Below are 22830 nucleotides of genomic sequence, written 5' to 3' on the forward strand. Positions count from 1 at the left end.
CCGTCACCCGAACTGCAGAAGGAGCATGCCGCCATGAGCGACGCCGCGAACCTCGACGTCTTCGACCGCCGCGAGTCGGAGGTGCGCGGGTACGTCCGCGCGTTCCCCACTGTCTTCGACCGTGCGAGCGGCTCGACCCTCGTCGACGCCGACGGCCGCGAGTACCTCGACTTCTTCGCCGGTGCCGGTGTGCTGAACTACGGGCACAACAACCCCGTGTTCACCCGTGCGCTCATCGAGTACCTCGAGCGCGACGGCATCATCCACGGCCTCGACATGGCGACCTCGGCCAAGCGCGCGTTCATCGAGGCGTTCGAGCAGTACGTGCTCGCGCCGCGCGGCCTCGACCACAAGCTGCAGTTCACCGGTCCGACCGGTGCGAACGCCGTCGAGGCGGCGCTCAAGGTCGCCCGCCAGGCCACCGGCCGCTCCAACGTCGTCGCGTTCACGAACGCGTTCCACGGCCTCAGTGTCGGCGCCCTCGCGGCGACCGGCAACAGCACCTATCGCGAGGCCGCGGGCATGCCGCTCGGCAACGTGACGCGCCTCCCCTACGACGGCTACCTCGGCGCCGACGTCGACACGCTCGACCTGTTCGAGAAGATGCTCGGCGACCCCGGATCGGGCCTCGACCTGCCCGCCGCCGTGATCGTCGAAGCGGTGCAGGGCGAGGGCGGCATCAACGTCGCGAGCGTGCCGTGGCTGCAGCGCCTGCGCGCGTTGACCGCCGAGCGCGGCATCCTGCTCATCCTCGACGAGATCCAGTCGGGCGTCGGCCGCACCGGTTCGTTCTTCGCCTTCGAGGCCGCCGGCATCGTGCCCGACATCGTCACCGTCTCGAAGTCGATCTCGGGCTCGGGCCTGCCGATGTCGCTCGTGCTGCTGCGCCCCGAGGTCGACGTATGGAAGCCGGGCGCCCACACGGGCACCTTCCGCGGCAACAACCTCGCCTTCGTGTCGGCGCGCGTCGCGCTCGAGACCTACTGGGCCGACGCCGAGTTCACCGACGCCGTGGCCGCCAAGTCGGCGCTGCTGCGCGCGGAGCTCGAGGCGATCGCGGCCGAGTACCCCGAACTCGGCTTCGTGGTGCGCGGCCGCGGCCTGATGTACGGCCTCGCCTGCGACGCCGACCGCGCGCTCGCCGGCCGCATCTCGAAGGAGGCGTTCACGCGAGGCCTCGTCATCGAGACCTCGGGCGCCTTCGACGAGGTGCTGAAGTTCCTGCCCGCGCTCACGATCACCGACGACGAGCTGCGTCGCGGTCTCGCGATCGTGCGCGAGAGCCTCGCTGCGGTGCGCTCGGCCTGATCACGGATGCTCCGGGGCGGGCGCGTCCCCCGACGCCCGCGCCCCGGAGCGGCACTCGTGTCACTCCCCGCTGTGCACGAGCCTTCCACCGGTGAACGTCGCCCGCACGGGGATCTCGGAGATCCCCTCGGGGTCGGTGCGACGAGGGTCGGCGCCGAGCGCCACGAAGTCCGCGAGGAATCCGGGTGCCAGGCGCCCCTTGCGCGCCTCTTCGCCCGTCGCCGTCGCTGAACCGGTCGTATAGACGCCGATCGCCTCCTCGACGGTGATCGCCTGGGATCCCCCGACCCGCGCACCGTCGACCCCCCTTCGCGTCACCATCGACTGGATCGCGCCGAGCGGCTGGATCGGGCTCGCCGGGTGGTCGGTCGACGCGGCGACGGGCACCCCGGCGTCGAGGAACGCCCGGTGCGCGAACAGCCGCTCGACCCGGTCCGCGCCGTACCACTCCTCCAGCCGCCCGCCGTAGAAGCGCGCGTACGCCGAGAACGGCACGACCGTCAGCCCGAGCCCGGCGATCCGCGCGATGATCTCGTCGTCGACGATGCTGCAGTGCTCGATGCGGTGGCGCACGCCGGTCTGCACGGTGCGCGCTGCAGTCTCGTATGCCTGCAGCAGCATCCGGATCGCGACGTCGCCGTTGGCGTGGATCGCGAGCCGGTTGCCGTCGCGGTGCACGCGCCCGACCAGTGCGTCGAGCTCCTCCTGCGTGCTGATCAGCATGCCGTGGTCGTGCGTGCCGCCGAACGGCTCGGAGACACGGCAGGTCCGCCCGCCGATCGCGCCGTCGACGAACGCCTTGACGCCCGCGACGCGCAGCCACTCGTCGCCGAAGTCGGTGCCGAGCCCGAGCCCGCGGTACTCCTCGTAGCGTTCCGCGGCGAGGAGCATGGCCACGCGGATGCCGCGGCCGCCCTGCGCCCTGGCCATCGAGTGGATCTCGAGCTGCTGGGGCCCGACGAACGCGTCGCACGTCGAGGTGATGCCGACGGCGTTCCATTCGGCGACCACCCGCGCGTACTCCGCCATGACATCGGCGGGCTCTGGCGTCGGCAGCGGTGCGAGCGCGTCGCCCGGCCGGCTGACGTACCGGCCGAGGAGCGCGCGCTCGTAGACCCGGCCGTCGAGCCGCCCGTGCGCGTCGCGCCCGTAGCTCCCACCCGCGATGTCGGGGGCGTCCTCGGCGACGCCGAGCTCCTCGAGCGCACGGCTGTTGAGCACCGCCCAGTGGGCCGACACGTGCCGCACGATCACCGGCGTCGTCGGGGCCGCCGCGTCGAGCATCGCCCGATCGATCCGACCGGTCACCGAGTCGTCGTAGTTGCCGGCGAGCACCCATCCCCGACGCGACGCCGCGCGGTCGCGGACCGCGTCGAGCAGCCCTTCTGCGCCGATGACGCTCGCCGGCGAGACATCCAGGTCGAGACGGGACTGGACGGTGTCGGCGAGGTGCGCGTGCGCGTCATTGAACCCCGGCACGACGACCGCATCCCCGAGATCGACGACCTCGGCGCCCGGGTACCGATCGCTCAGTTCAGCGAAGGTGCCGCTCGCGCTGATCCGCTCCCCGGCCACGGCGAGCGCCTCGGGCCGGGTGCCGTCCTGGCTGATGATCGTTCCGGCTCGGTACAGCACCGGGCTCTGCCTCATGTCGACCTCCATAGATTCAATTCCCGCCGTTCATGCGGATGCCGTCACGGCCGGCTCGACCGCGTCATCCGCCGTGGCCGGCGCGGCCTGCGCCGTCGCCAGGGGCTTCCTGCGCAGTCGCTCGGCCAGGGCCGCGGTGCAGACGAGGCTGATGGCGATGAGCAGGATCTGGTAGCCGGCGACGCCCCAGATCTCGTTGCCGAAGCCGGTCAGGAGCGACTGGGCGACGAGCGGTGTCGCTCCGCCGACGATGGTGGCGCACAGCTGGTAGGCGATCGAGAGACCGGTGTAGCGGACGGCGGGCGGGAATGCGCCCGCGAGGAATCCCGCGAGCACCGCGAAGTACGAGGCGGTCATCACGGTGGTCAGCGCGAGGCCGAACGTGATCGCGGCCGGGTCGCCGGTGTTGATCAGCAGGTACGTCGGGATCGTGACCAGGAGACTGCCCGTCAGGGTGATGAGCATGAGCCTGCTGATGCCGATGCGGTGCGCGACGATCGCGGCCACCGGTTGCACGAAGAACTGCAGGATCGCGATCACGAGCAGGATGTTGAGCACGGTGGGCCGCGGCACCTCGAGGATCCCGGTCGTCCACGACAGCGTGAAGGTGTTGTTGAAGTACGCGATGGCGATGCCGATGGCGCTCGCACCCATGCCGAGGAAGATCGAGGCCGGGGCGACCTTGAAGACCTCGACGATCGGGGCCCTCGCCACGGTGTGCGACTTCTTGAGCTCGGTGAACGCGGCGGTCTCCTCGAGGTTCAGGCGCACGAGGAGCGCGACGAGCACGAGCACCGCCGAGAAGAGGAACGGCACGCGCCATCCCCATGCCATGAACTGCTCGTCGGGCAGTCGGCTCACGAGGAGGAAGGCGAGCGTGGCGAGGATCGACCCCGCAGGCGAGCCCTGCTGCACCCACATGCCGGCCAGACCGCGCCGACGTTCGGGGCTGTTCTCGGTCGCGAGGGTCACTGCACCGCCCCACTCGCCGCCGAGGCCGAGCCCCTGCAGCGCCCGCAGCACGACGAGCAGCACCGGCGCCCAGACGCCGATGGTCGCGTAGCCGGGAAGCACGCCGATCAGGGTCGTGGCGATGCCCGTCAGCAGCAGGGTCGCGACGAGGGTGCCGCGTCGGCCGAAGCGATCGCCGAGGTGGCCGAAGATGAGTCCGCCGATCGGGCGGGCGATGAAGCCGACCCAGAAGGTGGCGAATGCGGCGAGCAGGCCGACGGTCGGCGATGCCTCGGGGAAGAAGACCGGCCCGAACACGAGCGCGGCTGCGGTGCCGAACAGGAAGAAGTCGTACCACTCGATCGTCGTCCCGACGAAGGTGGCGGCGGCGGTCTTGATCTCGGTCGACCGTGTCGACGATGACATGGTGTCTCCTGGAAACGGGGCACCTGCGGCCCGGGTCCCACCATCACATCAGTCGAGGCCTATGCTGTCGAATGACACTTTCTTTGGATATCCATGTTGAACGCGCATAACCTCCCCGACCTCCGCGTGCTGGCGCATTTCCTCACGGTCGTCGAAGCCGGCTCGGTGACGAGAGCCGCATCGATGCTGCGCATCACGCAGCCGGCCCTGTCCCGTCAGATGCAGCAGCTCGAGCAGCGCCTCGGCACGCGATTGTTCGACCGCACGACGACGGGCGTGCGACCGAGCTCCGCCGGCCTCACGCTGGTCCCGCTCGTGCGCAGCCTCATCGATCGCGCGGAAGGGGTGCAGCGCGCGGTCGAACAGCTCACCGCCGACGCCCCCGTGCGGTTCAGGGCCGCCTGCCCCGAGGCCACCGTGCGCGGGGTGATCGCGCCGTTCGTCGCCGAGACGTCCGCCCCGATCACCGGTACGGAGATCGACCTCGCGGTGCGCGTCTACGACCACGTCATCGGCCGCAGCGCCGACCTGGCGGTGAACACGCTGCCGCCGCCGCTCGGCCTCGAGTCCGAGCTCATCGACTCGGCACCCGTCCAGGTCCACGTGACGCCGGGGCATCCGCTCGCCGAACTGGAGTCGATCGACGCGAGCGACCTCGTCGACGCATCGATCATCGTGCTCGCCTCGGGCTCGGGCCTCCGGCAAGTGGTCGATCGCGCCCTGTGGCCGGTACGGGACCGGATCACGATCGTCGCCGAACCGTCGTCGTCCGATCTCGCGATGGCGCTCGCGTCGACCGGGGCCGGCATCTGCATCGACGTCGTCGGACCCCAGTTCGGACTCGTCGGGCGCACCTTCACCTCCGATCGGCAGCGGGTCATGATGCCGATCTACGCCGCCTGGGAGGCCGACCACTTCGCCGCGGACCAGCTGCGCTCGCTCGCCGGCGCGCTGACGGCGTGGTCGAGCGGGCGCGTCCGCGACTGACGAGCCGAGCACGACGCGCCATCCGGCGCCCTCGCACGACGATTCCGCGTTCAGGCTCGTGTTGGATTCAACATGTATCCTAGGCCGCGATGTCCACGAACACGCCTGCCCCGAAGCCCGTCCACCCGCTCGCGCGCAAGCTCCGCTTCGCCCGCATCCTGAACGTCGTGCTCGGCGCGATCGCCGCATTCCTGCTCGTCGTCGTGATCGCGCTCTCGGTGCCGAGCGCCGCACAGTCACCCGCCGACGCGGCGCAGCCGCCCGCCTCGGACACCGGCTCGGGCACGGGCACCGGCGCGGAGATCGCCACTCGCGACCCCGACGACCCGCTCGCGATCGGCGACGTCGACGCCCCCGTGGTGCTCGTCGAGTGGGCGGACTTCCGCTGCCCCTTCTGCGCCGTCGTGACCAACGAGACGTTGCCGGTCATCTTCGAGGAGTACGTCGACAAGGGACTCGTTCGCTACGAGTTCCGCGATGTCGCGTTCTTCGGCGACGAGTCGATCGACGCCGCCGTCGCCGCCCGTGCCGCGGGCGAACAGGGCAAGTTCCCCGAGTACCTCGAGGCCGTCTTCGCTGCCGCACCCGAGAAGGGCCACCCCGACATGCCCCGCGAGAAGCTCATCGGCTTCGCCACGGAGGCCGGGGTGCCCGACCTCGCGAAGTTCGAACAGGACCTCGACCGAGCCGACCTCCGCGATGCGGTGCTCGCGAGCACCGCAGAGGCCCAGAAGCTCGGCGTCACGAGCGTGCCGTTCTTCGTCGCCGGCGACCAGGCGATCGCCGGTGCGCAGCCGATCGAGAACTTCCGCGCCCTCCTCGACGAGCAGCTGGCCGCGGCCGGCAAGTGATCGACCTCGGGCTCGCGGGCGCCCTCGTCGGCGGCGTCCTCACCCTGCTGAGCCCCTGCTCGGTGATGCTGCTGCCGGCGTTCTTCGCCTACGCGTTCACGAGCCCGAGCCGACTGATCGCCCGCACCGGGGTCTTCTACCTCGGTCTCATCACGACCCTCGTGCCGATCGGCGTGCTCGCCGGCACCGTCGGCGCGTTCGTCAGCACGAACCGCACGACCCTCGTGACGGTCGCCGCGATCGTGATCATCGCGCTCGGCGCGGTGCAGCTCGCCGGCATCCCATTGCCCGCATTCACCCGCAGCGGGTCGGCAGAGGGCACCGGCGTGGCATCCGTCTACCTGCTCGGCACCGTCTACGGGCTCGCCGGGGTGTGCGCAGGGCCCCTGCTCGGCTCAGTGCTGGCGCTCGCCGCGCTCGGCGGGCAGCCGCTCTACGGCGGTGTCGTGCTCGCGGTCTTCGCGCTCGGCATGACGGTGCCCCTCTTCGTGCTCGCCGTCGCGTGGTCGCGGTCGCCGCGGCTCCGCGGCATGCTGCGCCCGCGCACCGTGCGCATCGGGCGTTGGACGAACACCTGGACGCAGATCGTCGGGGGCCTCCTCGGCATCGGCATCGGCGTGCTGCTCATCGCCACCGAGGGCACCGCCTCGCTCGGCGGCGTGCTCGGCGCCTCGCAGCAGTTCGCGGTCGAGAGCTGGGTGCTGGAGCGCACCGCGGGCGTGCCCGACTTCGTCTTCGCCGCGGTCGCGATCGCCGCGCTGGCGTGCGCGTGGGGCATCCACCGATGGCGCGGCCGGGCGGCACGGCGAGCGGATGCCTCGGGCACCGACTCCCCCGAGGCGGCCGGCGTCGCCCGCGAAGGCGACGGTTCATGACCGAAGCCGCCGGCACGATTCCCCCAGCGGATGCACCGGGGCCGCGGCCCGGCCATGATGGTGGAATGCCGACCGTCGACAGCGCCGCAGAGCGCGCCCGCACCGCGATCCGCGCCGGGATCCTCGACGGCACCCACCGGCCCGACACGATGCTCAGCGAGAACGAGCTCGCCGCGCAGCTCGGCATGAGCCGCACGCCCGTGCGGGCCGCGCTCACCCGGCTGCAGGACGAGGGCTGGATCACGATCTACCCGAAGCGCGGCGCACTCGTGCGATCGCTCAGCGACCCCGAGATCGCCGACCTCGCAGACGCCCGGCTGATCCTCGAGGCCGCCGGGGTGCAGCGCGCGACCACGGCGGCACGGCAGGCACTCGCCGACCGGCTCGAGCCGACACTCGTCGCACAGCGTGCCGCCCTCGAGGCCCGCGACCTCGACGGCTTCGTGACCCTGACGATCGCCTTCCATCGCTCGTTCGTGGAGGCCGGCGGCAATCGCACCCTCGCCGAGATCGGCGACCGGCTCACCGCGCGGCAGCGGCTGCTGCTGAGCGCCCACCGGGATTCGCTCTTCGAGCGGTCCGACCAGGTCATCGACGAGCATCGCGCCCTCATCGAGCGGCTGCGCGCCGACGACCCCGCCGGGTTCGCCGAGGCCCTGCGCACCCATCTGATGGACACGCACGGCCCCGAACTGGGCCCGATCTAGCTGGTGGGTGCGAGTCAGTCGTCGGCGGGCACCGGCACCGTCAGGCTCGCCCGCTCGTTCAGCAGCTCGGGCACGAAGCCCGCCGCCTGCTTGTAGCGGTTCGCGATCTCGGCGCGCTCGGCGTAGGGCACGACGAGTTCGATGTCGCCGAAGCCGCCGGGAGCGCGCTCGTAGGCGAGCTGCATGACCTGCTCCGGTCCCATCGATCGGTTGCTGAGGGTGAGCGCCGTCGTACGGGGACGGCGCTCGGCCTCGTACGCGCCGAGCGCGTCGTCGATCGAGTCGACCGTGCCGACCTGGAACGCCAGTGTGCGGGCGTCGATGATGGCCTGCGACGCACCGTTCGAACCGATCGGGTACATTGCGTGCGCGGCGTCGCCGAGCAGCGTCTGCGAGCCGAAGGTCCAGCGCTCGACCGGGTCGCGATCGACCATCGGGTACTCGAGGATCTCGTCGGCGGCGGAGATAACTGCCGGCACGTCGAGCCATCCGAAGTCCCAGTCGGCGAAGCGGCCGAGCACCGCGCTCGGGTCGGCGCCGCGGTTCCAGTCGCTCGCACCCGGCTCGGGGTCTTCGGAGCGGTACTCGGCGATGAAGTTCACCGTCTGGAGGCCGTCGTCGCCGACCGCCGACAGCGGGTAGGCCACGAACTTCTGCATGGCATCGCCCGCCATGATCATGGTGAGCCCGTCGAGGTAGGGCCGCACGCGAGCCGTGCCGCGCCAGAGGATCAGGCCGTTCCACACCGGCGCACCCTCGTCGGGGTACTGCTGGCGGCGCAGCGCGCTGTGGATGCCGTCGGCGCCGATCACGACGTCGGCCGTCACCCGGGTGCCGGCGTCGGGCCCGCCGACGACGGCGACGCTCGTGCGCCCGCCCTCGCTGCGGGCGTCGCCGACCGGGCTGCCGAGGCGGATCGCGTCGGCGCCGAGCCGCTCGAGCACGGCGTCGCGCAGCAGCAGCTGCAGGCGGCCCCGGTGCACCGAGTACTGCGGCCAGTGGTACCCGGCCGCCCGCCCGCGCGGCTCGGTCCAGATCTGCTGACCGTGTCGGTTGAAGTACGAGAGGGTGCTCGTGGCGACGCCGAGCTCGGCGAGCTCGTCTCCGAGCCCGAGCTCGGTGAGCTCGCGCACGGCGTGCGGCAACAGGTTGATGCCGACGCCGAGCGGCCGGATCTCGGACACGGACTCGTACAGGGTCACGTCGTCGATGCCCGCCGCGTGCAGCGAGAGCGCCGTCGTCAGGCCGCCGATGCCGGCGCCCGCGATGAGGACGTTCATGGTGTGGTTCTCCAGTTCGATGGTTCGAAGTCGACGCCGACGCGCTCAGTTCTGCGCGACGGGGTCCTCGAGCTCGCTCGCCTCCGCGGCGACGGCCTCGAGGTTCCACTCGGGTCGCGGCACCGAGTCGATGAGCAGTCGCGTGTAGGGATGCTGCGGGTTGCCGAGCAGCTCGATCGTGCGGCCGCGTTCGACGATCTCGCCGGTCTTCATGACGACGGTCTCGTCGCAGAGTCGGCGCACGACCGCGAGGTCGTGGCTGATGAAGAGCACGGTGAGTCCGCGCTCGCGGCGGATCTCCTCGACGAGGGAGAGCACCTGCGCCTGCACCGACACGTCGAGCGCGCTCGTCGCCTCGTCCATGACGAGCACGTCGGGTTCGATCGCGAGCGCCCGGGCGATCGCGACGCGCTGCCGCTGGCCGCCCGAGAGCGTGCGCGGCCGAGCCTGGGCGTGCACGTCGCCGAGACCGACCTGCTCGAGCAGCTCGATGACGCGCGCCCGTGCATCCGTCGTGCTGAGGTTGCGGTGCAGTCGCATGGCGTCCTCGATCGCCTTGCCCGCCGTGATGCGCGGGTCGAGCGACAGGTACGGGTCCTGGAAGACCATCTGCACCGAACGGGCGTGCTCCAGCCGCTCGACCCGCGAACTCGGCACCGAGGTGCGTTCGCGACCGGCGATGCGGATGTCTCCCGTGTCGGCCTGCTCGAGGCCCACGATCATGCGGGCGAAGGTCGACTTGCCCGACCCCGACTCGCCGACGACGCCGAGGGCGCCGCCGCGCGGGATCTCGATCGAGGCGTCGATGACGGCCCGCACCGGCTCCTTGCCGCGGCGCACGTACGTCTTCGAGATGCCGCTCGCCGAGAGCATCGCCTCGACGGGTGCCGGCGTCGCAGATGCCGAAGCGGATGCCGCGGCATCCGCCGTCGAGGGAACCGCGTCCGAGGTCGTCGCCGAGGCGTCCGCGCCCTGATCGGCCGTCGCGGCGGAGTCTCGCGCGACGACGATCGTCGGCGTGGCCGCGACGAGTCGCTTGGTGTACGCCGCCTGCGGGTTGCTGAACACCTGGCGCGCGTCGCCCTGCTCTTCGACCCGGCCCGCGCTCATCACGTAGACGCGATCGCAGATCGAGGCCGCGAGGTTCAGGTCGTGGGTGATGAAGAGCATGCCCATGCCGCGGCTCGCGCGCTGCTCGGCGAGCACACCGATGATCTCGGCCTGCGTCGTGACGTCGAGCGCGGTCGTCGGCTCGTCGCAGATGAGCAGTCGCGGCGAGCTCGTGAGCGCGCCGGCGATCATGACGCGCTGCAGCATGCCGCCCGAGAGTTCGTGCGGGTACTGGTTCATGTGCTCTTCGGGGCGCGGCAGGCGCACCGCCTCCATGAGCGAGATGGCGACGGCCTTCGCGTCGGCCGCCGAGCGGCCTTCGCAGAGACGCATCGTCTCGGTGAGGTGGTCGCCGACCGTGCGCATCGGGTTGATGCCGGCCCGCGGGTCCTGGAAGATCATCGATGCACGCGTGCGACGGAGGGCCAGCAGCTCGCTGCGGCTCGCGTCGAGCACCGACTGGTCGAGCAGCTGCACCGAACCGCCCATGGTCGCCCGGCTGGGCAGGAGGCCGAGCACCGAACGAGCGGTGAGCGATTTGCCCGAGCCCGACTCGCCGACGAGGCCGACGGTCTCGCCTTCGGCGACCGTGAGGCTGATGCCGTCGAGCAGTCGCTTGCCGTTCGGCAGGTCGAGCGTGAGCTCGGAGATGTCGAGGAGTGTCATGCGGGGATCTCGCCTCCGATGCGGTCCGAGAGTTCTTCGCCGATCACGTTGACCGCGACGACGACGAGCACGATCGCGACCGCGGGCACGAGTGCGGGAAGGAAGTAGCCGCCGATGAGGCCCGCCTGGGCCTCGTTGACCATCGCGCCCCAGTCGGCGGTGGGCGCCTGGACGCCGAGGCCGAGGAACGAGAGGGCGGCGAGCTCGGCGAGCACGTAGCCGAAGTTCAGCGTCGACTGCGCGCCGACGATCGGCATCACGTTGGGCAGCACTCGGCGCAACGCGATGAACCCGCCGCCGAAGCCCTGCACGCGATACGCCGCGACGTACGGCCGAGAGCGCTCGGAGGCGATGAGCGACCGGGTGAGGCGTGCGACGAACGGCGCGTACGCGATGCTCATCGCGACGACCGGGGCGACGAGGCCCTTGCCGAAGAGCGCGACCGCCATGATCGCGAGGAGCAGCGCCGGGAAGGCGAAGATCACATCGAAGATGCGGCCGAGCACGGAGTCGATCCAGCCGCCGCGCCAGCCGGCGAGGAGGCCGAGCAGGATGCCCACGATCGTCGAGAAGACGACGACGAGCAGCGGCGCGAGGAGCGCGGTGCGCGCACCGAACATCATGCGGCTCAGGGTGTCGCGGCCGAGCGCGTCGGTGCCGAGCCAATGAGCCGGGCTCGGGCCCGCCTGGATGTTCAGCAGGTCGACCTGGTTCGGCGGGTACGGCGCGATCAGCGGGGCGAAGATCGCGGCGAGCGTCACGACGCCGAGGAACACGGCGCTGATGAGGAACGTGGTGCTCGAGCGCCGCACGCGCGGGGCGCGCAGCACCTTCATGGCCATGGTGGGGGTGGTCATCGGGCACCAGCTCCTGCAGCGGCTCGGGGGTCGATCCAGGGTTCGAGCACATCGATGATGGCGTTCACCACGACGAACGCCGTGACGATGAGCAGCACGATCGCCTGCACGACCGGGAAGTCGAGGCGGTCGACCGACTGCACGAGGAGCGTGCCGATGCCGGCGAGGCCGAACGCCGCCTCGACGATCGAGCTCGCGACGAGGAGGCCCGCCACGAGCACGCCGCTGACGGTGAGGATCGGACCGATCGAGTTGCGGAAGACGTGGCGCCGGATCACGGTGCCGCGCTTGAGCCCGCGGCTGGTGGCCACCTCGACGTGCTCACGGCCGAGCTGTTCGACCATGGACGACCGGGTGACCTTGCCGACGAGCACGACGAACACGATCGCGAGCGCGATCGACGGCAGCACGAGGTGGTACGCCATGTCGAGGAAGCCTTCGCCGGAGCCGAACGACGGGAACCAGCCGAGCTGCACCGCGAAGACCGCGATCAGCACGATGGAACCGACGAACGACGGGATCGCGCCGAGCACGGTGAGGCCGATGAGCACGGCCCGGTCGAGCACCTTGCCGCGGTTCAGCGATGCCACGATGCCGGCGGTGAGGCCGACGACGGCGATCATCGTGCCGGCCATGACGACGAGCATGAGGGTGACGGGCAGGCGATCGCCGATCACCTCGGAGACATCCTGCCGGTACTGCAGCGAGCGCCCGAAGTCGCCCTGCAGCACGCCGGTCAGCCAGTTGAGGTACTGCTGCCACGGCGGCAGGTCGAGCCCGTACTGGGCCGTGACCTGCGCCACGGCCTCGGGGCTGGGCTTCCGACCGCGCAGCAGGAAGCTGACGGGGTCGCCGGGCACGAGGAACCGGGAGAAGAAGACGAGCAGTGATGCAAGGAAGAGCGTGAGGAGCAGGGCGCCGAGCTTGCCCGCCACCCGGCGGAACGTGGTCATCGGATGACCGCCGCTCCGCCGAGGTGGTTCAGGCTGCGCCCGTCAGTGCTAGCGTGCGCCAATGGTTGCTGCCCAGGGGTAGTACAGGAAGGCGACCGACGGTGCGACACCGGTGATGCGCTCGCCCATGAACAGGGTCACGGGAGCCTCGAACATCGGCAGCCACGGGAGCTCCTCGTTCGCGATCTGCTGTGCCTCTGCGGTCTTCTCCGAGCGCGCGGCGGGGTCTTCGATCGCGAGTGCCTCGTTGACGACGGCGTCGAACTCGGGGTTCGACCATTCGCCGTAGTTGCTGAACTCGCCGGTGCGCAGCACGCTGTACATCTCGAGCGGGTCGGGGCTCGAGAGGTACCACGAGGTGTAGAACAGGTCGACGCCCTCGCGAGCGCTCGGGTCGGAGAACAGCGCGGTGTACGCGTTCGGCGTGACGGTCTCGATGTTGACCTTGAGGCCGATCGACTCCGCCGCTGCGGCGGTGGCCTGCGCGTAGACGTTGAAGTCGCTGCTGATCGGGGCGGTCACGTAGGTGAGCTCCTCACCGGCGACGCCGGCCTCCTCGACGAGCTTCTTGGCCGCTTCGATGTCGTACGGGTACTCCTCGACGTCGCCGAACGCCGTGGCGATCGCCGCGTCGCTCGCGCCGTCCCAGACCGACTCGGTCGTGAGCACGTCGGTGGTGGTGCCGTAGCCCTTGACCGCCGCGTCCACGATGCCCTGGCGATCGAGCGCCATGAGCAGCGCCTTCCGCACCCGCACGTCGCCGAGCGGGCCGTCGAGGTCGGAGATGATGATGTTGTTGACCGCGGTGTTCAGGCCGAAGAGCATGTCGCCCTTGTCGGACTCGCGGAGCTGGGGAACGGCGTCGGCGGGAATCATCCAGCCGCCGTCGACCTCGCCCGACTTCAGCGCGTTGGTGCGGGCGTTGGCGTCGTTCATGAAGATGAACTTGACCTCGGCCGAGCGGGCGGTGAGCTCGGGGTCCCAGTAGCCGTCGTAGCGCTCGAGCGTGAGGGACTCGCCCGACTGCCACTCGCCGAAGCTGAACGGGCCGGTGCAGTTCACGCCGCCGGTCGAGTTGCCGTAGTCGGCGCCCGTCTCGGCGAGCGTGGCCGCGGACTCGATGACACCGGCGGAGCCGCCCATGCCGAGGTTGAACTGCGAGTCGGGGCCGGTCATCGTGACGGTGACCTGCATGTCGCCGGTCTGCTCGATCGAGGCCACGTTCTGGTAGTTCGTGTACCACGACGAACCGACGGCGGGGTCGAGGTGACGGTTCATCGAGACGACGACGTCGTTCGCGGTGAGGGGGGTGCCGTCGTGGAAGGTGACGCCGTCACGGATCTCGTAGACCCAGGTCTCGGGCGTCGGGTGCGCGACGGACTCGGCGAGGCCGGGCGACAGCGTCCAGTCGGGGTTCAGCCGCATGAGCGACTCGCAGACGTTCGCGAGCACCATGTTGTCGGCGTAGTCGAACGCGTAGGCGTAGTCGAGCGAGTAGGGCTCGGCGTAGTTCGCCCACGAGAACGAGTCGAGGTCACCCGAGGGCGCGTCGGTCTGCGCGGTGAGCTCCCACTCGGCGGGCTGCGCCTTCTCGGGTTCGGCACCGGAGCAGCCGGTCAGGACCAGGGCTGCTCCGAGCCCGGCGGCGACGATCGACGCGACGCGACGACCGGTGCCTCGGGAGGGCATGACAGGGGACGGGGACATTTTGGCGGCTCCTCTTGGTCAGGCAGTGCGGGTGAAGGCGGACGTGCCCTCGATCCAAGTGGAGGTCACCGTCGCGCGGTGGATCTCCTCCTTGGGGAGGCTGAAGGGGTTCGGTTCGAGCACGATCAGGTTCGCGAGGTAGCCCTCGCGGATGTACCCGGTGTCGTGGTCGCGGTGGTTCACGTAGGCGGAGCCGGAGGTGTAGGCGGCCATCGCCGTCTCGAGGTCGAGGCGCTGGTGCTCGCCGCCGAGCGGCCCCGCGTCGAGGCCGGGGGCGATGCGGGTGACGGCGATGTGGATCGCGTCCATCGGGTCGGCGCTCGACACCGGCCAGTCGCTGCCCGCCGCGAGGCGGGCCCCGTTGCGCACGAGGTCGCCGAAGGGGTATTGGCGCGCCTCCTGACCGTCTTGCAGGAACGGCAGGGTGAGGTGGTCGATCTGGTCTTCGTGGGTCGCCCACAGCGCCTGCAGGTTCGCGACGGCGTCGAGCTCCGCGAAGCGCGCCGTGTCGGCCTCGGCCACGATCTGCAGGTGCGCGAGATGGTGGCGGCCATCGGATGCCCCGTTGGCGGCGCGTGCCGCCTCGACGGCGTCGAGCGCCTCGCGAACCGCACGGTCGCCGAGCGCGTGCATGTGCACCTGCATGCCGGTCGCGTCGATGGCGGTGACGGCCTCCTGCAGCAGCTTCGGGTCGACGAACGACAGCCCGCTGTTGTCGGTGTCGTGGCCGTGACCGTCGCGGTACGGGGTGAGCATCGCCGCGGTCTGGTTCTCGGCCACGCCGTCGACCATGATCTTCACGGTGCCGAGCGAGAGCTTGTCCTCGCGCCCGAGGGCGACGATCTCGGTCTGTGCGGCGACCATGCCGGCGAGCTGCTCGAGGCCTTCGGAGCGCTCCCACCACTGGGCGCCGACGACGTGCACGAGGAGCTTGTCCTCGGCGAGCGCGCGCCGGTAGGCACCCATGGGGTCGCTGACGCCGGATGCCTGGCCACCGACCATCGCGTCCTGCCAGCCGGTGATGCCGAGGGCGATGAGCTCCTCCTGCGCCTTGAGCAGACCCCGGTAGACGAAGTCCTCGTCCTCCTCGGGACGCACGTGCGCGAAGAGTCCGCTCGCACCCTCGTGGAAGGTGCCGGCCGGGCTGCCGTCGGCCTCCCGCTCGATGCGACCGTCGACGGGGTCGGGCGTCGTGGCGTCGATGCCGGCGAGGCGGATCGCGGCGCTGTTGGCCCAGGAGCTGTGGTGGTCGCGGCTCATGAGCAGCACCGGCCGGTCGGGAACGACCGCGTCGATCAGTCCGCGCACGGGCGCGCCTCCCGGGAAGTGGTCCATCGACCAGCCGCCACCGAGGATCCAGGCCTCGTCAGGGTTCGCGGCCGCGTACGCGGCGATCGTCGCGACCGCGTCGTCGGCGTCTTCGGCCTCGGTGAGGTTGCACTGCAGGAGCTCCACCCCGCCGCCGACCGGGTGCACGTGCGCGTCCTGGAAGCCGGGGCTGAGCAGTGCGCCGTCGAGCTGGACGACCTGCGTTCCCTCGCCGATGAGCGCCTGCGCCTCGGCCTCGGGAACGATCGCCGTGATGCGATCGCCGGTGACGGCCACGACGTGGCCCTGAATTGGTTGGCCGGTTCCGGTGAACACGGCCCCTCCGGTGAACAGCACATCGGCAGCTGACACGTCGCCCTCGCTTCCTCGTCGAACGGGTTGGTGAAGGTGACGTTAGCGACGCCTCAGCACTGCTGTCAACTGTGTTGACAACATTGCGTGCGCATTCGTTATGCTGACGTTATCGAGCGCGGCTCACGTCCGAACGGACCGTTGAGCGTGGCACGATGGACTTCGAACTTCGAGGAAGAGGGCGATGACGACAGCGACAGGCTCCAACCGTGGCGGTGCCGCGCGCGCGTCGAACGGACGGGCTCGCCTCGACCGCGATTCGATCGTGGCCGCGGGCCTCGAGTTGGCCGCGACCTCCGCGACATCGACGATCTCGGTGCGCGAGCTCGGTGCTCAGCTCGGCGCCGACCCGACGGCGATCTACCGCCACTTCCGCAGCAAGGAGCAGCTCATGGAGGCGCTCCTCGACGAGCTGACGCTGCGCGCCATCGCCGAGGTGACCGCCGAGAAGTCCGACTGGCGCGAACGCCTGCGCCAGCTCGCGAGCGCCACGCTGACGAACTACTCGGCGCACCCCGCCATCGGCGCCGAGGCGATCGTGCTCACGACCCACGGGCCGGGCGAGCTCGAGGCCATCGAGATCATGCTCGAGTCCTTCGCCGAGGCCGGCCTCACCGGCGACGACGTCGTGCGGCACTACGCGTTGATGGCATCCCACGTGCTCTCGAGCGCCGCGGGCATCGCACGCGGTCGCGCCGAACGCGGCGACGGCCCCGAGCCCGGCCCCTGGTTCGACGGCCCGATCCTCGCCGACCCTCGTCGATTCCCGCTGATCACGGCCTTCAACAGCGAACTCGCGGACCTGAAGGACGTCGACCTCTTCCTGCTCGGGGTCGAAGCCGTCATCCAGTCGGCCGAACTGACGGTGGCGCGCAACGCGCAGTAGCGCCTACCGGATCGGCGCCGGACGAAGCGCCGCGATGCCGAACGGCGCCCCCTCGCGACGCACCGCCCCGGGGGTCGAACCGTGGTGCCGCTTGAACGCGCGACCGAACGAGGCCTCCGAGGTGTACCCGACCCGACTCGAGATCGACGCGATCGTCTCGGTCGTGCGGGTGAGCTCCGCGTGCGCCTGCTCGAGGCGCCAGCCCGCGAGGTAGCGCATCGGCGGTTCGCCGACGAGCGTGGTGAAGCGCTCGGCGAAGGCCGACCGCGACATGTTCGCCTCCCGTGCGAGCTCGACGAGGGTCCAGTCGTGATCGATGCGGGCGTGCATGCGGCCGAGCGCGCGCCCGATGTGCGGGTCCCGGAGGGCGGCGAGCCATCCGGTGGCCGCCGGGTCGGAGGTGCGCAGCCACGATCGCAGTACCTGCACGACGAGCACGTCGGCGAGGCTCGTCATGACCGCCTCGCCGCCCGGCTGGATGCTCTCCGCCTCTCGCGCCAGCAGTCGCAGCACCGCCTGGAACGCGCCCGCCTCGCCGTCGTCCCACGAGTCGACCCTGATGAGGCCCGGGAGCTCCTCGAGCATCCGCGCAGAGAGGGGGCCGTCGACCTGCAGCACGGCATAGGCGATCTGGGTGCGGTCGCCGCCTCCCCCGAAGCGCATGTGCTCGTAGGTGTCGCCGATCTGCTCGACGGGGATGTCGAAGATCGGCGTGCTCGAGGCATCCGCTGCACTGAGCAGGCGGTGCGATGCACCGTGCGTGATGAGCGCGGCGCTGCCCGCCTCGAGCGCGTGCCGCTCGCCGTCGATCTCGAGCACGCACCGGCCGGCGAGCACGACCGGAAGCGTCATGAACCCCTCGAGCTCCGGGAACTCCACGCCCCACGGCGCCGTGAGCTCGGCGCGGCAGTAGAAGGCGCCGGTGAACCGGATCTGGTGGAGGCCGTCGCCGAGCTGATCGCCGACGGCCGGGCTGCGCGGGTTGACCATGCGTCCAGCGTGGCATGCCGATCCGCCGAGGGTCCCAAGATCTGGACGCTCGGCACAAGAATTCGGCCATTGAGCGATTGTGCGTCCTGCTCGCCCGGTCGAAGGTGGATTCACCATCACCCACCGAAAGGACACGATCATGTCAACGAACTTCGCCGTCATCGGCGCCACCGGCAAGACCGGTCGTCGCGTCGCCGACCTCCTCGAAGCAGACGGTCGCACCGTGCGTCGCCTCGCCCGCGGCACGAGCCCGGCGTTCGACTGGGAGCGCCCGGAGGGGTGGGCAGCCGCACTGCAGGGCGTCGACCGCGTGTACGCGGCCTACGTTCCCGACCTCTCCGGCCCCGGCTCCGAGGCCGCGATCACCCGCTTCGTCGAGATCGCCGAGGCGGCCGGTGTGCAGCACATCGTGCTGCTGTCGGGCCGCGGAGAAGACGGGGCGCGTCGCTGCGAAGACATCCTGCTCTCCTCCAACGTGCCCGCCACGGTCGTGCGGGCGAGCTGGTTCGCGCAGAACTTCACCGAGGGCATGCTCGCCGATGCGGCCGTCAGCGGGGTGCTGGCGCTTCCGGCCGGAGGAGTGCGCGAGCCGTTCATCGACGTCGACGACGTGGCGGCGGTCGCCGTCGAGGCGCTCACCGGCACCGGGCACGCGGGCCGCGTCCACGAGGTGACCGGCCCGGAGTCGCTCACGTTCGCAGAGGTCGCGGCGATCCTGTCGGAGACCACGGGGCGCGAGATCGTCTACGTGCCGATGGGATTCGACGAGTTCCGCGTCGCGGTCGCCGCCGAGGAGGGCGAGGCCGTCGCGAACCTCCTCACCGAGCTGTGCCGTGAGACCTTCGACGGCCGCAACGTGGCCCCGACCGCCGGCGTGGCCGCAGCGCTCGGCCGGCCGCCGCGCGACCTGCGTTCGGTGCTGCAGGAGGCCGCGATCGCCGCGCCGACCGGCGCACCGGCGCACACCGTCGGGTCGTAGCGCGGATCGACGGCCGGGCGCTGCGCTGCCCGCCTCCCCGGCGTCCTCCTCGACCCGTTCGAGCAGGTCGCCGGGGCCGGGAATCGGGCACGCGGCACATCGGGTCGAGCGTCGTGGAGCACTCCGACCGGACGGCCCCGCCTCCCCCTTGTGTATCGGGCGCACCCTCCGGCAATATAGGGCGGGGCAAGGATCAAATAGGATATTTGCCTCGCTGATCAAGAACGCCGACCAATGACGTCCCGGAGGTTCCATTGATGCTCAACCACGACCTGCCACGCCGACGAGTGCTCCAGATGGGCGGCCTCGCCGCTCTGGCGCCGCTCGTCCCCGACCTGCTGACCGCGCAGCCGGCGGCGGCCGCCGCGATGCTCTCGAGCCGACGGGCGGCGGCCGGTGCGCTCGCGCTGCCCGGCATCTCCCCGAAATCGCTCTGGTACGGCGTACCGGGCACCGACTGGGCCTCCCAGGCCCTGCCGATCGGCAACGGCCGGCTCGGCGGCATGCTGTTCAGCCACCCCAGCGAGGAGGTCGTCCAGTTCAACGAGCAGAGCCTCTGGGGCGGCGTCAACGACTACGACAACGCGTTGATGGGCCAGTCCGAGACCGCGTTCGACACGAGCATGACGGGCTTCGGCTCGTACCGCGACTTCGGCACCGTGAAGATCGCGTTCGGTGCCCGCCCCGTCGTCACCGCACCCGGCGGCCCGTACCAGGACTCCACCTCGAGCCAGACCGTCGCGCAGACCTACGACGGCGACCCCGTCTCGAAGTGGTGCATCATCGCTCCGCCCGCCCATGTGCTCTGGCAGGCCCAGCTTCCGGCACCCGCCGTGGTCTCGGCCTACAGCTTGACGAGCGCGGCCGACGTGGCCGCCCGCGACCCGCAGGAATGGACCCTCCTCGGTTCCGACGACGGCACCGCATGGACGACGCTCGACTCGCGCACGGGCGCACCGTTCGAACAGCGCCTCCAGACCAAGACCTACGAGTTCCAGAACACCACCGCCTACCGCTTCTACCGCTTCGACTTCGTGCCGAAGGCGGGGGTGAGCCACTTCCAGGTCGGCGAGATCGGCCTCGTCGGCATCGACATGGCCGGCGGCGGTCTCGTCTACGCCACCTCGCCGAGCGGGCACTCCTCCGACGCCGACCGCGCCCTCGTGCGCAGCGTCGACGGCGACCCGACGACCGCGTGGAAGGTCGACGACGTCGGGTCCGGCGCCAGCTGGCAGCTCGAGCTCCCGACGAAGCAGGCCCTCACGAGCTACGTGCTCACGAGCGCAGTCGATCAGCCCGAACTCGACCCCCGCGACTGGCGGCTCGAAGCGTCGAACGACGGCCTCACGTGGCAGGCGCTCGACACGCAGGCAGGCGTCGCGTTCGCCGCGCGAGGCGAGGCGAAGACGTTCGCCTTCGCGAACACGACCGCGTACTCGCTCTACCGCCTGACGTTCAGCGCGCCGGGCGCCTTCCAGCTGGCGGGCGTCGCCTTCCTGCGCTCCGGCTTCGACACGCGCACCCGCAGCGTCGTCACCGACTACCGCCGGGCGCTCGACACGGCGGTCGGCGTGCACGTCACGCAGTTCGCCACGCCGGGCGGCCGAGTGCTGCGCGAGTCGTTCGCGAGCCGGGCGGCCGACGTCTTGGTGCTGCGCTACACGACCGATGCCTCCGTCGGGCTGACCGGCGAGATCAGCATCACGTCGGGTCAGGCCGACTCGCCGACCACCGCCGACGCCGCAGCCCGCCGAATGGGCTTCCACGGCGTGATGGGCAACGGCCTGAAGCACGCCGCGACGCTCCAGATCGCCGAGACCGACGGCGAGGTGACCGCGACCGCGTCGACCCTGAAGTTCACCGGAGCCACCACCGTCACACTGGTGCTCGACGCCCGCACCGACTACAAGCTGAGCGCGGCCGACGGATGGCGCGGCGCCGAGCCGCAGCCGCTCATCGATGCGGCGATCGCCGCGGCATCCGCTCGCCCCTTCGCCGAGCTGCGCAACGAGCACACCACGCAGGTCGCCGCACTCATGTCGCGGGCCGTCGTGAAGTGGGGCGAGTCGGATGCCTCGGTGCAGGCGATGCCCACCGGCGCGCGCCTCGAGCGCTACAAGACCGGCGCAGCCGACCCCACGCTCGAACAGGCCATGTTCGACTACGGGCGCTACCTGCTGATCAGCTCCTCGCGCCCGGGCGGACTGCCCGCGAACCTGCAGGGACTCTGGAACAACAGCAACCAGCCGCCGTGGGCCGCCGACTACCACACCAACATCAACGTGCAGATGAACTACTGGGCGGCGGAGACCACCGCCCTGCCCGACTCGCACGAGGCGCTCGTGGGGTTCGTGAACCAGGTCGCCGTGCCGAGTCGCATCGCGACGAAGCACGCGTTCGGCCAGGACACGCCCGGCTGGACCGCGCGCACCTCGCAGTCGATCTTCGGCGGCAACGCATGGGAGTGGAACACCGTCGCGAGCGCCTGGTACGCCCAGCACCTCTACGAGCACTGGGCATTCACGCAGGACCGCGCCTACCTCGAGGAGATCGCCTACCCGATCATCACGGAGATCTGCCAGTTCTGGGAGCACCGGCTGAAGGAGCTGCCCGACGGCACCCTCGTCTCGCCGAACAGCTGGTCGCCCGAGCACGGTCCCCGTGAAGACGGCGTCATGTACGACCAGCAGATCATCTGGGACCTGTTCCAGAACTACCTCGACAGCGCCGACGCGCTCGACGTCGACGCCGACTACCGCGCCATCATCGCCGACCTGCAATCGCGGCTCGCGCCGAACAAGATCGGCAGCTGGGGTCAGTTGCAGGAGTGGCAGACCGACCGCGACGACCCGAACAGCATCCACCGTCACACCTCGCACCTCTTCGCGGTCTACCCCGGGCGCCAGATCACCACGGCCACTTCCGAGTTCGCCGACGCGGCGCTCGTCTCGTTGAAGGCGCGCTGCGGTGAACGCGAGGGCGTGCCGTTCACCGCGGCCACCGTGTCCGGTGACAGCCGGCAGTCGTGGGCGTGGCCATGGCGAGCGGCCCTCTTCGCCCGTCTCGGCGATTCCTTCCGCGCCCGCGAGATGGTTCGGGGCCTGCTCAGCTACAACACGAGGACGAACCTGTTCTGCGTGGCGTCGGGGGTCTTCCAGATGGACGGCAACTTCGGCATCCCCGCCGCGATCACCGAGATGCTGCTGCAGAGTCACGACGGCGTGATCCGCCTGCTGCCCGCGCTGCCCGAGGAGTGGGCCGCCTCCGGCTCGTTCACCGGGCTGCGGGCCCGCGGCGGTTACGAGGTCAGCGCCGAGTGGCAGAACGGAGAGGTCACCTCGTTCACCATCGTCGCCGACAAGGCGCCGAACGCGAGCCCGGTGACCGTGCGGGTGAACGGGGAAGACCGCCAGGTCACCCCGGTCGACCCCACGCCGTCGCCCGAGCTGGATGTGGAGGTGACCGCCGGCACGCGCATCGTCGGAGGCAAGGTGCTGATCGCCATGAAGGCGACGAACCACTCGCCGGTGCCGGTGGCGCTGAAGGTGATCTCGGCGTACGGCACGAAGACGTTCGGCTCCGTCGCGCCGGGCAAGAGCGCCGCGCACGCCTTCACGACCCGCAAGACGAGCGTCTCAGCCGGCACGGTCACCGTGCAGGCGACCGCGACCGTCGACGGCGCGCCCGTGACGACGTCGGTCGACGCCGGATACGACGCCGCATCCGCCGGCTGAGCGCACGACCCGATTCACTCGAACCCGATCACCCCCCATCACGAGGAGACATGAAATGAGCAAGTCAGGATTCGCCGCACGATGCACCGCGGTCACGATCGGCACCGCACTGCTGGTCGGCGTCGCCGGCATCGCAACGGCAGAAGAGAACCACGGCGACGCCGGCGTCGACGTCAACGTCGCCATCACCGAGATCACCCAACCCGGCGTCCTCGCCATGACCGTCGCCGACA

General features: G+C 70.6%; 17 protein-coding genes. 8 read left to right on the forward strand and 9 right to left on the reverse strand.

Features of this window, described 5'->3' with window-relative positions:
* Positions 1 to 33: 33 nt before the first annotated feature.
* The gene (gene ectB, locus BUR99_RS18585) at positions 34 to 1308 is read left to right on the forward strand and encodes a diaminobutyrate--2-oxoglutarate transaminase (protein ID WP_074261877.1); all 1275 of its coding nucleotides are present in this window, start codon (positions 34 to 36) and stop codon (positions 1306 to 1308) included.
* Between the two features lie 60 nt (positions 1309 to 1368).
* On the opposite strand, the gene BUR99_RS18590 is transcribed toward ectB, so the two are convergent.
* Positions 1369 to 2958 carry an amidohydrolase gene (locus BUR99_RS18590; RefSeq protein WP_159441013.1) on the reverse strand — a complete coding sequence of 530 codons (1590 nt, stop codon included), beginning with the start codon at positions 2956 to 2958 and terminating at the stop codon, positions 1369 to 1371.
* Between the two features lie 30 nt (positions 2959 to 2988).
* Positions 2989 to 4335 carry an MFS transporter gene (locus BUR99_RS18595; RefSeq protein WP_074261879.1) on the reverse strand — a complete coding sequence of 449 codons (1347 nt, stop codon included), beginning with the start codon at positions 4333 to 4335 and terminating at the stop codon, positions 2989 to 2991.
* A gap of 93 nt (positions 4336 to 4428) precedes the next feature.
* Between BUR99_RS18595 and BUR99_RS18600 the strand changes: the two genes are divergently transcribed.
* From BUR99_RS18600 to BUR99_RS18615, 4 genes are all read left to right on the forward strand, one after another.
* Positions 4429 to 5322, forward strand: a complete 894-nt coding sequence (locus tag BUR99_RS18600) for a LysR family transcriptional regulator (protein ID WP_074261880.1) — start codon at positions 4429 to 4431, stop codon at positions 5320 to 5322.
* A gap of 89 nt (positions 5323 to 5411) precedes the next feature.
* Entirely contained in the window at positions 5412 to 6173 is a 762-nt protein-coding gene (locus BUR99_RS18605) for a DsbA family protein (RefSeq protein ID WP_074261881.1), read from the forward strand.
* On the forward strand, positions 6170 to 7048 hold the full coding sequence (locus BUR99_RS18610; RefSeq protein WP_234980917.1) for a cytochrome c biogenesis CcdA family protein: 879 nt from the start codon (positions 6170 to 6172) through the stop codon (positions 7046 to 7048). Before BUR99_RS18605 ends, BUR99_RS18610 begins: the two co-directional genes overlap by 4 nt.
* 65 nt (positions 7049 to 7113) lie before the next feature.
* A complete protein-coding gene (locus BUR99_RS18615; protein ID WP_074261882.1) occupies positions 7114 to 7755 on the forward strand; it encodes a GntR family transcriptional regulator in 642 nt (213 codons plus the stop codon).
* A gap of 14 nt (positions 7756 to 7769) precedes the next feature.
* Here the strand turns inward: BUR99_RS18615 and BUR99_RS18620 are convergent, their stop codons facing one another.
* Genes BUR99_RS18620 through BUR99_RS18645 form a run of 6 tightly spaced genes read right to left on the reverse strand, consistent with a single transcriptional unit; the run spans position 7770 to position 16008 of the window.
* Positions 7770 to 9035, reverse strand: a complete 1266-nt coding sequence (locus tag BUR99_RS18620; protein WP_074261883.1) for a flavin-dependent oxidoreductase — start codon at positions 9033 to 9035, stop codon at positions 7770 to 7772.
* A gap of 45 nt (positions 9036 to 9080) precedes the next feature.
* On the reverse strand, positions 9081 to 10811 hold the full coding sequence (locus BUR99_RS18625) for a dipeptide ABC transporter ATP-binding protein (RefSeq protein WP_074261884.1): 1731 nt from the start codon (positions 10809 to 10811) through the stop codon (positions 9081 to 9083).
* A complete protein-coding gene (locus BUR99_RS18630) occupies positions 10808 to 11668 on the reverse strand; it encodes an ABC transporter permease (protein ID WP_074261885.1) in 861 nt (286 codons plus the stop codon). The genes BUR99_RS18625 and BUR99_RS18630 overlap by 4 nt, the downstream gene beginning before the upstream one ends.
* A complete protein-coding gene (locus BUR99_RS18635) occupies positions 11665 to 12621 on the reverse strand; it encodes an ABC transporter permease (RefSeq protein WP_074261886.1) in 957 nt (318 codons plus the stop codon). The genes BUR99_RS18630 and BUR99_RS18635 overlap by 4 nt, the downstream gene beginning before the upstream one ends.
* A 48-nt stretch (positions 12622 to 12669) precedes the next feature.
* On the reverse strand, positions 12670 to 14328 hold the full coding sequence (locus BUR99_RS18640) for an ABC transporter substrate-binding protein (protein WP_074261887.1): 1659 nt from the start codon (positions 14326 to 14328) through the stop codon (positions 12670 to 12672).
* An 18-nt stretch (positions 14329 to 14346) separates the two neighbouring features.
* Positions 14347 to 16008 carry an amidohydrolase gene (locus tag BUR99_RS18645; RefSeq protein WP_074261888.1) on the reverse strand — a complete coding sequence of 554 codons (1662 nt, stop codon included), beginning with the start codon at positions 16006 to 16008 and terminating at the stop codon, positions 14347 to 14349.
* Positions 16009 to 16192: 184 nt separating this feature from the next.
* Between BUR99_RS18645 and BUR99_RS18650 the strand changes: the two genes are divergently transcribed.
* Positions 16193 to 16894: a TetR/AcrR family transcriptional regulator gene (locus BUR99_RS18650; protein WP_074261889.1), complete on the forward strand. Its 702-nt coding sequence runs from the start codon at positions 16193 to 16195 to the stop codon at positions 16892 to 16894.
* 3 nt (positions 16895 to 16897) lie between these two features.
* On the opposite strand, the gene BUR99_RS18655 is transcribed toward BUR99_RS18650, so the two are convergent.
* A complete protein-coding gene (locus BUR99_RS18655) occupies positions 16898 to 17884 on the reverse strand; it encodes an AraC family transcriptional regulator (RefSeq protein WP_074261890.1) in 987 nt (328 codons plus the stop codon).
* Positions 17885 to 18023: 139 nt separating this feature from the next.
* On the opposite strand from BUR99_RS18655, the gene BUR99_RS18660 reads away from it, so the two are divergent.
* Both BUR99_RS18660 and BUR99_RS18665 read left to right on the forward strand, forming a co-directional pair.
* Positions 18024 to 18863, forward strand: coding sequence for an NmrA family NAD(P)-binding protein (locus tag BUR99_RS18660; RefSeq protein WP_074261891.1), 840 nt, complete (start codon positions 18024 to 18026; stop codon positions 18861 to 18863).
* A 257-nt stretch (positions 18864 to 19120) separates the two neighbouring features.
* Positions 19121 to 22597: a glycosyl hydrolase family 95 catalytic domain-containing protein gene (locus tag BUR99_RS18665; protein WP_084184146.1), complete on the forward strand. Its 3477-nt coding sequence runs from the start codon at positions 19121 to 19123 to the stop codon at positions 22595 to 22597.
* Positions 22598 to 22830 lie beyond the last annotated feature (233 nt).

Source organism: Agromyces cerinus subsp. cerinus (assembly GCF_900142065.1).
GTDB lineage: Bacteria > Actinomycetota > Actinomycetes > Actinomycetales > Microbacteriaceae > Agromyces > Agromyces cerinus.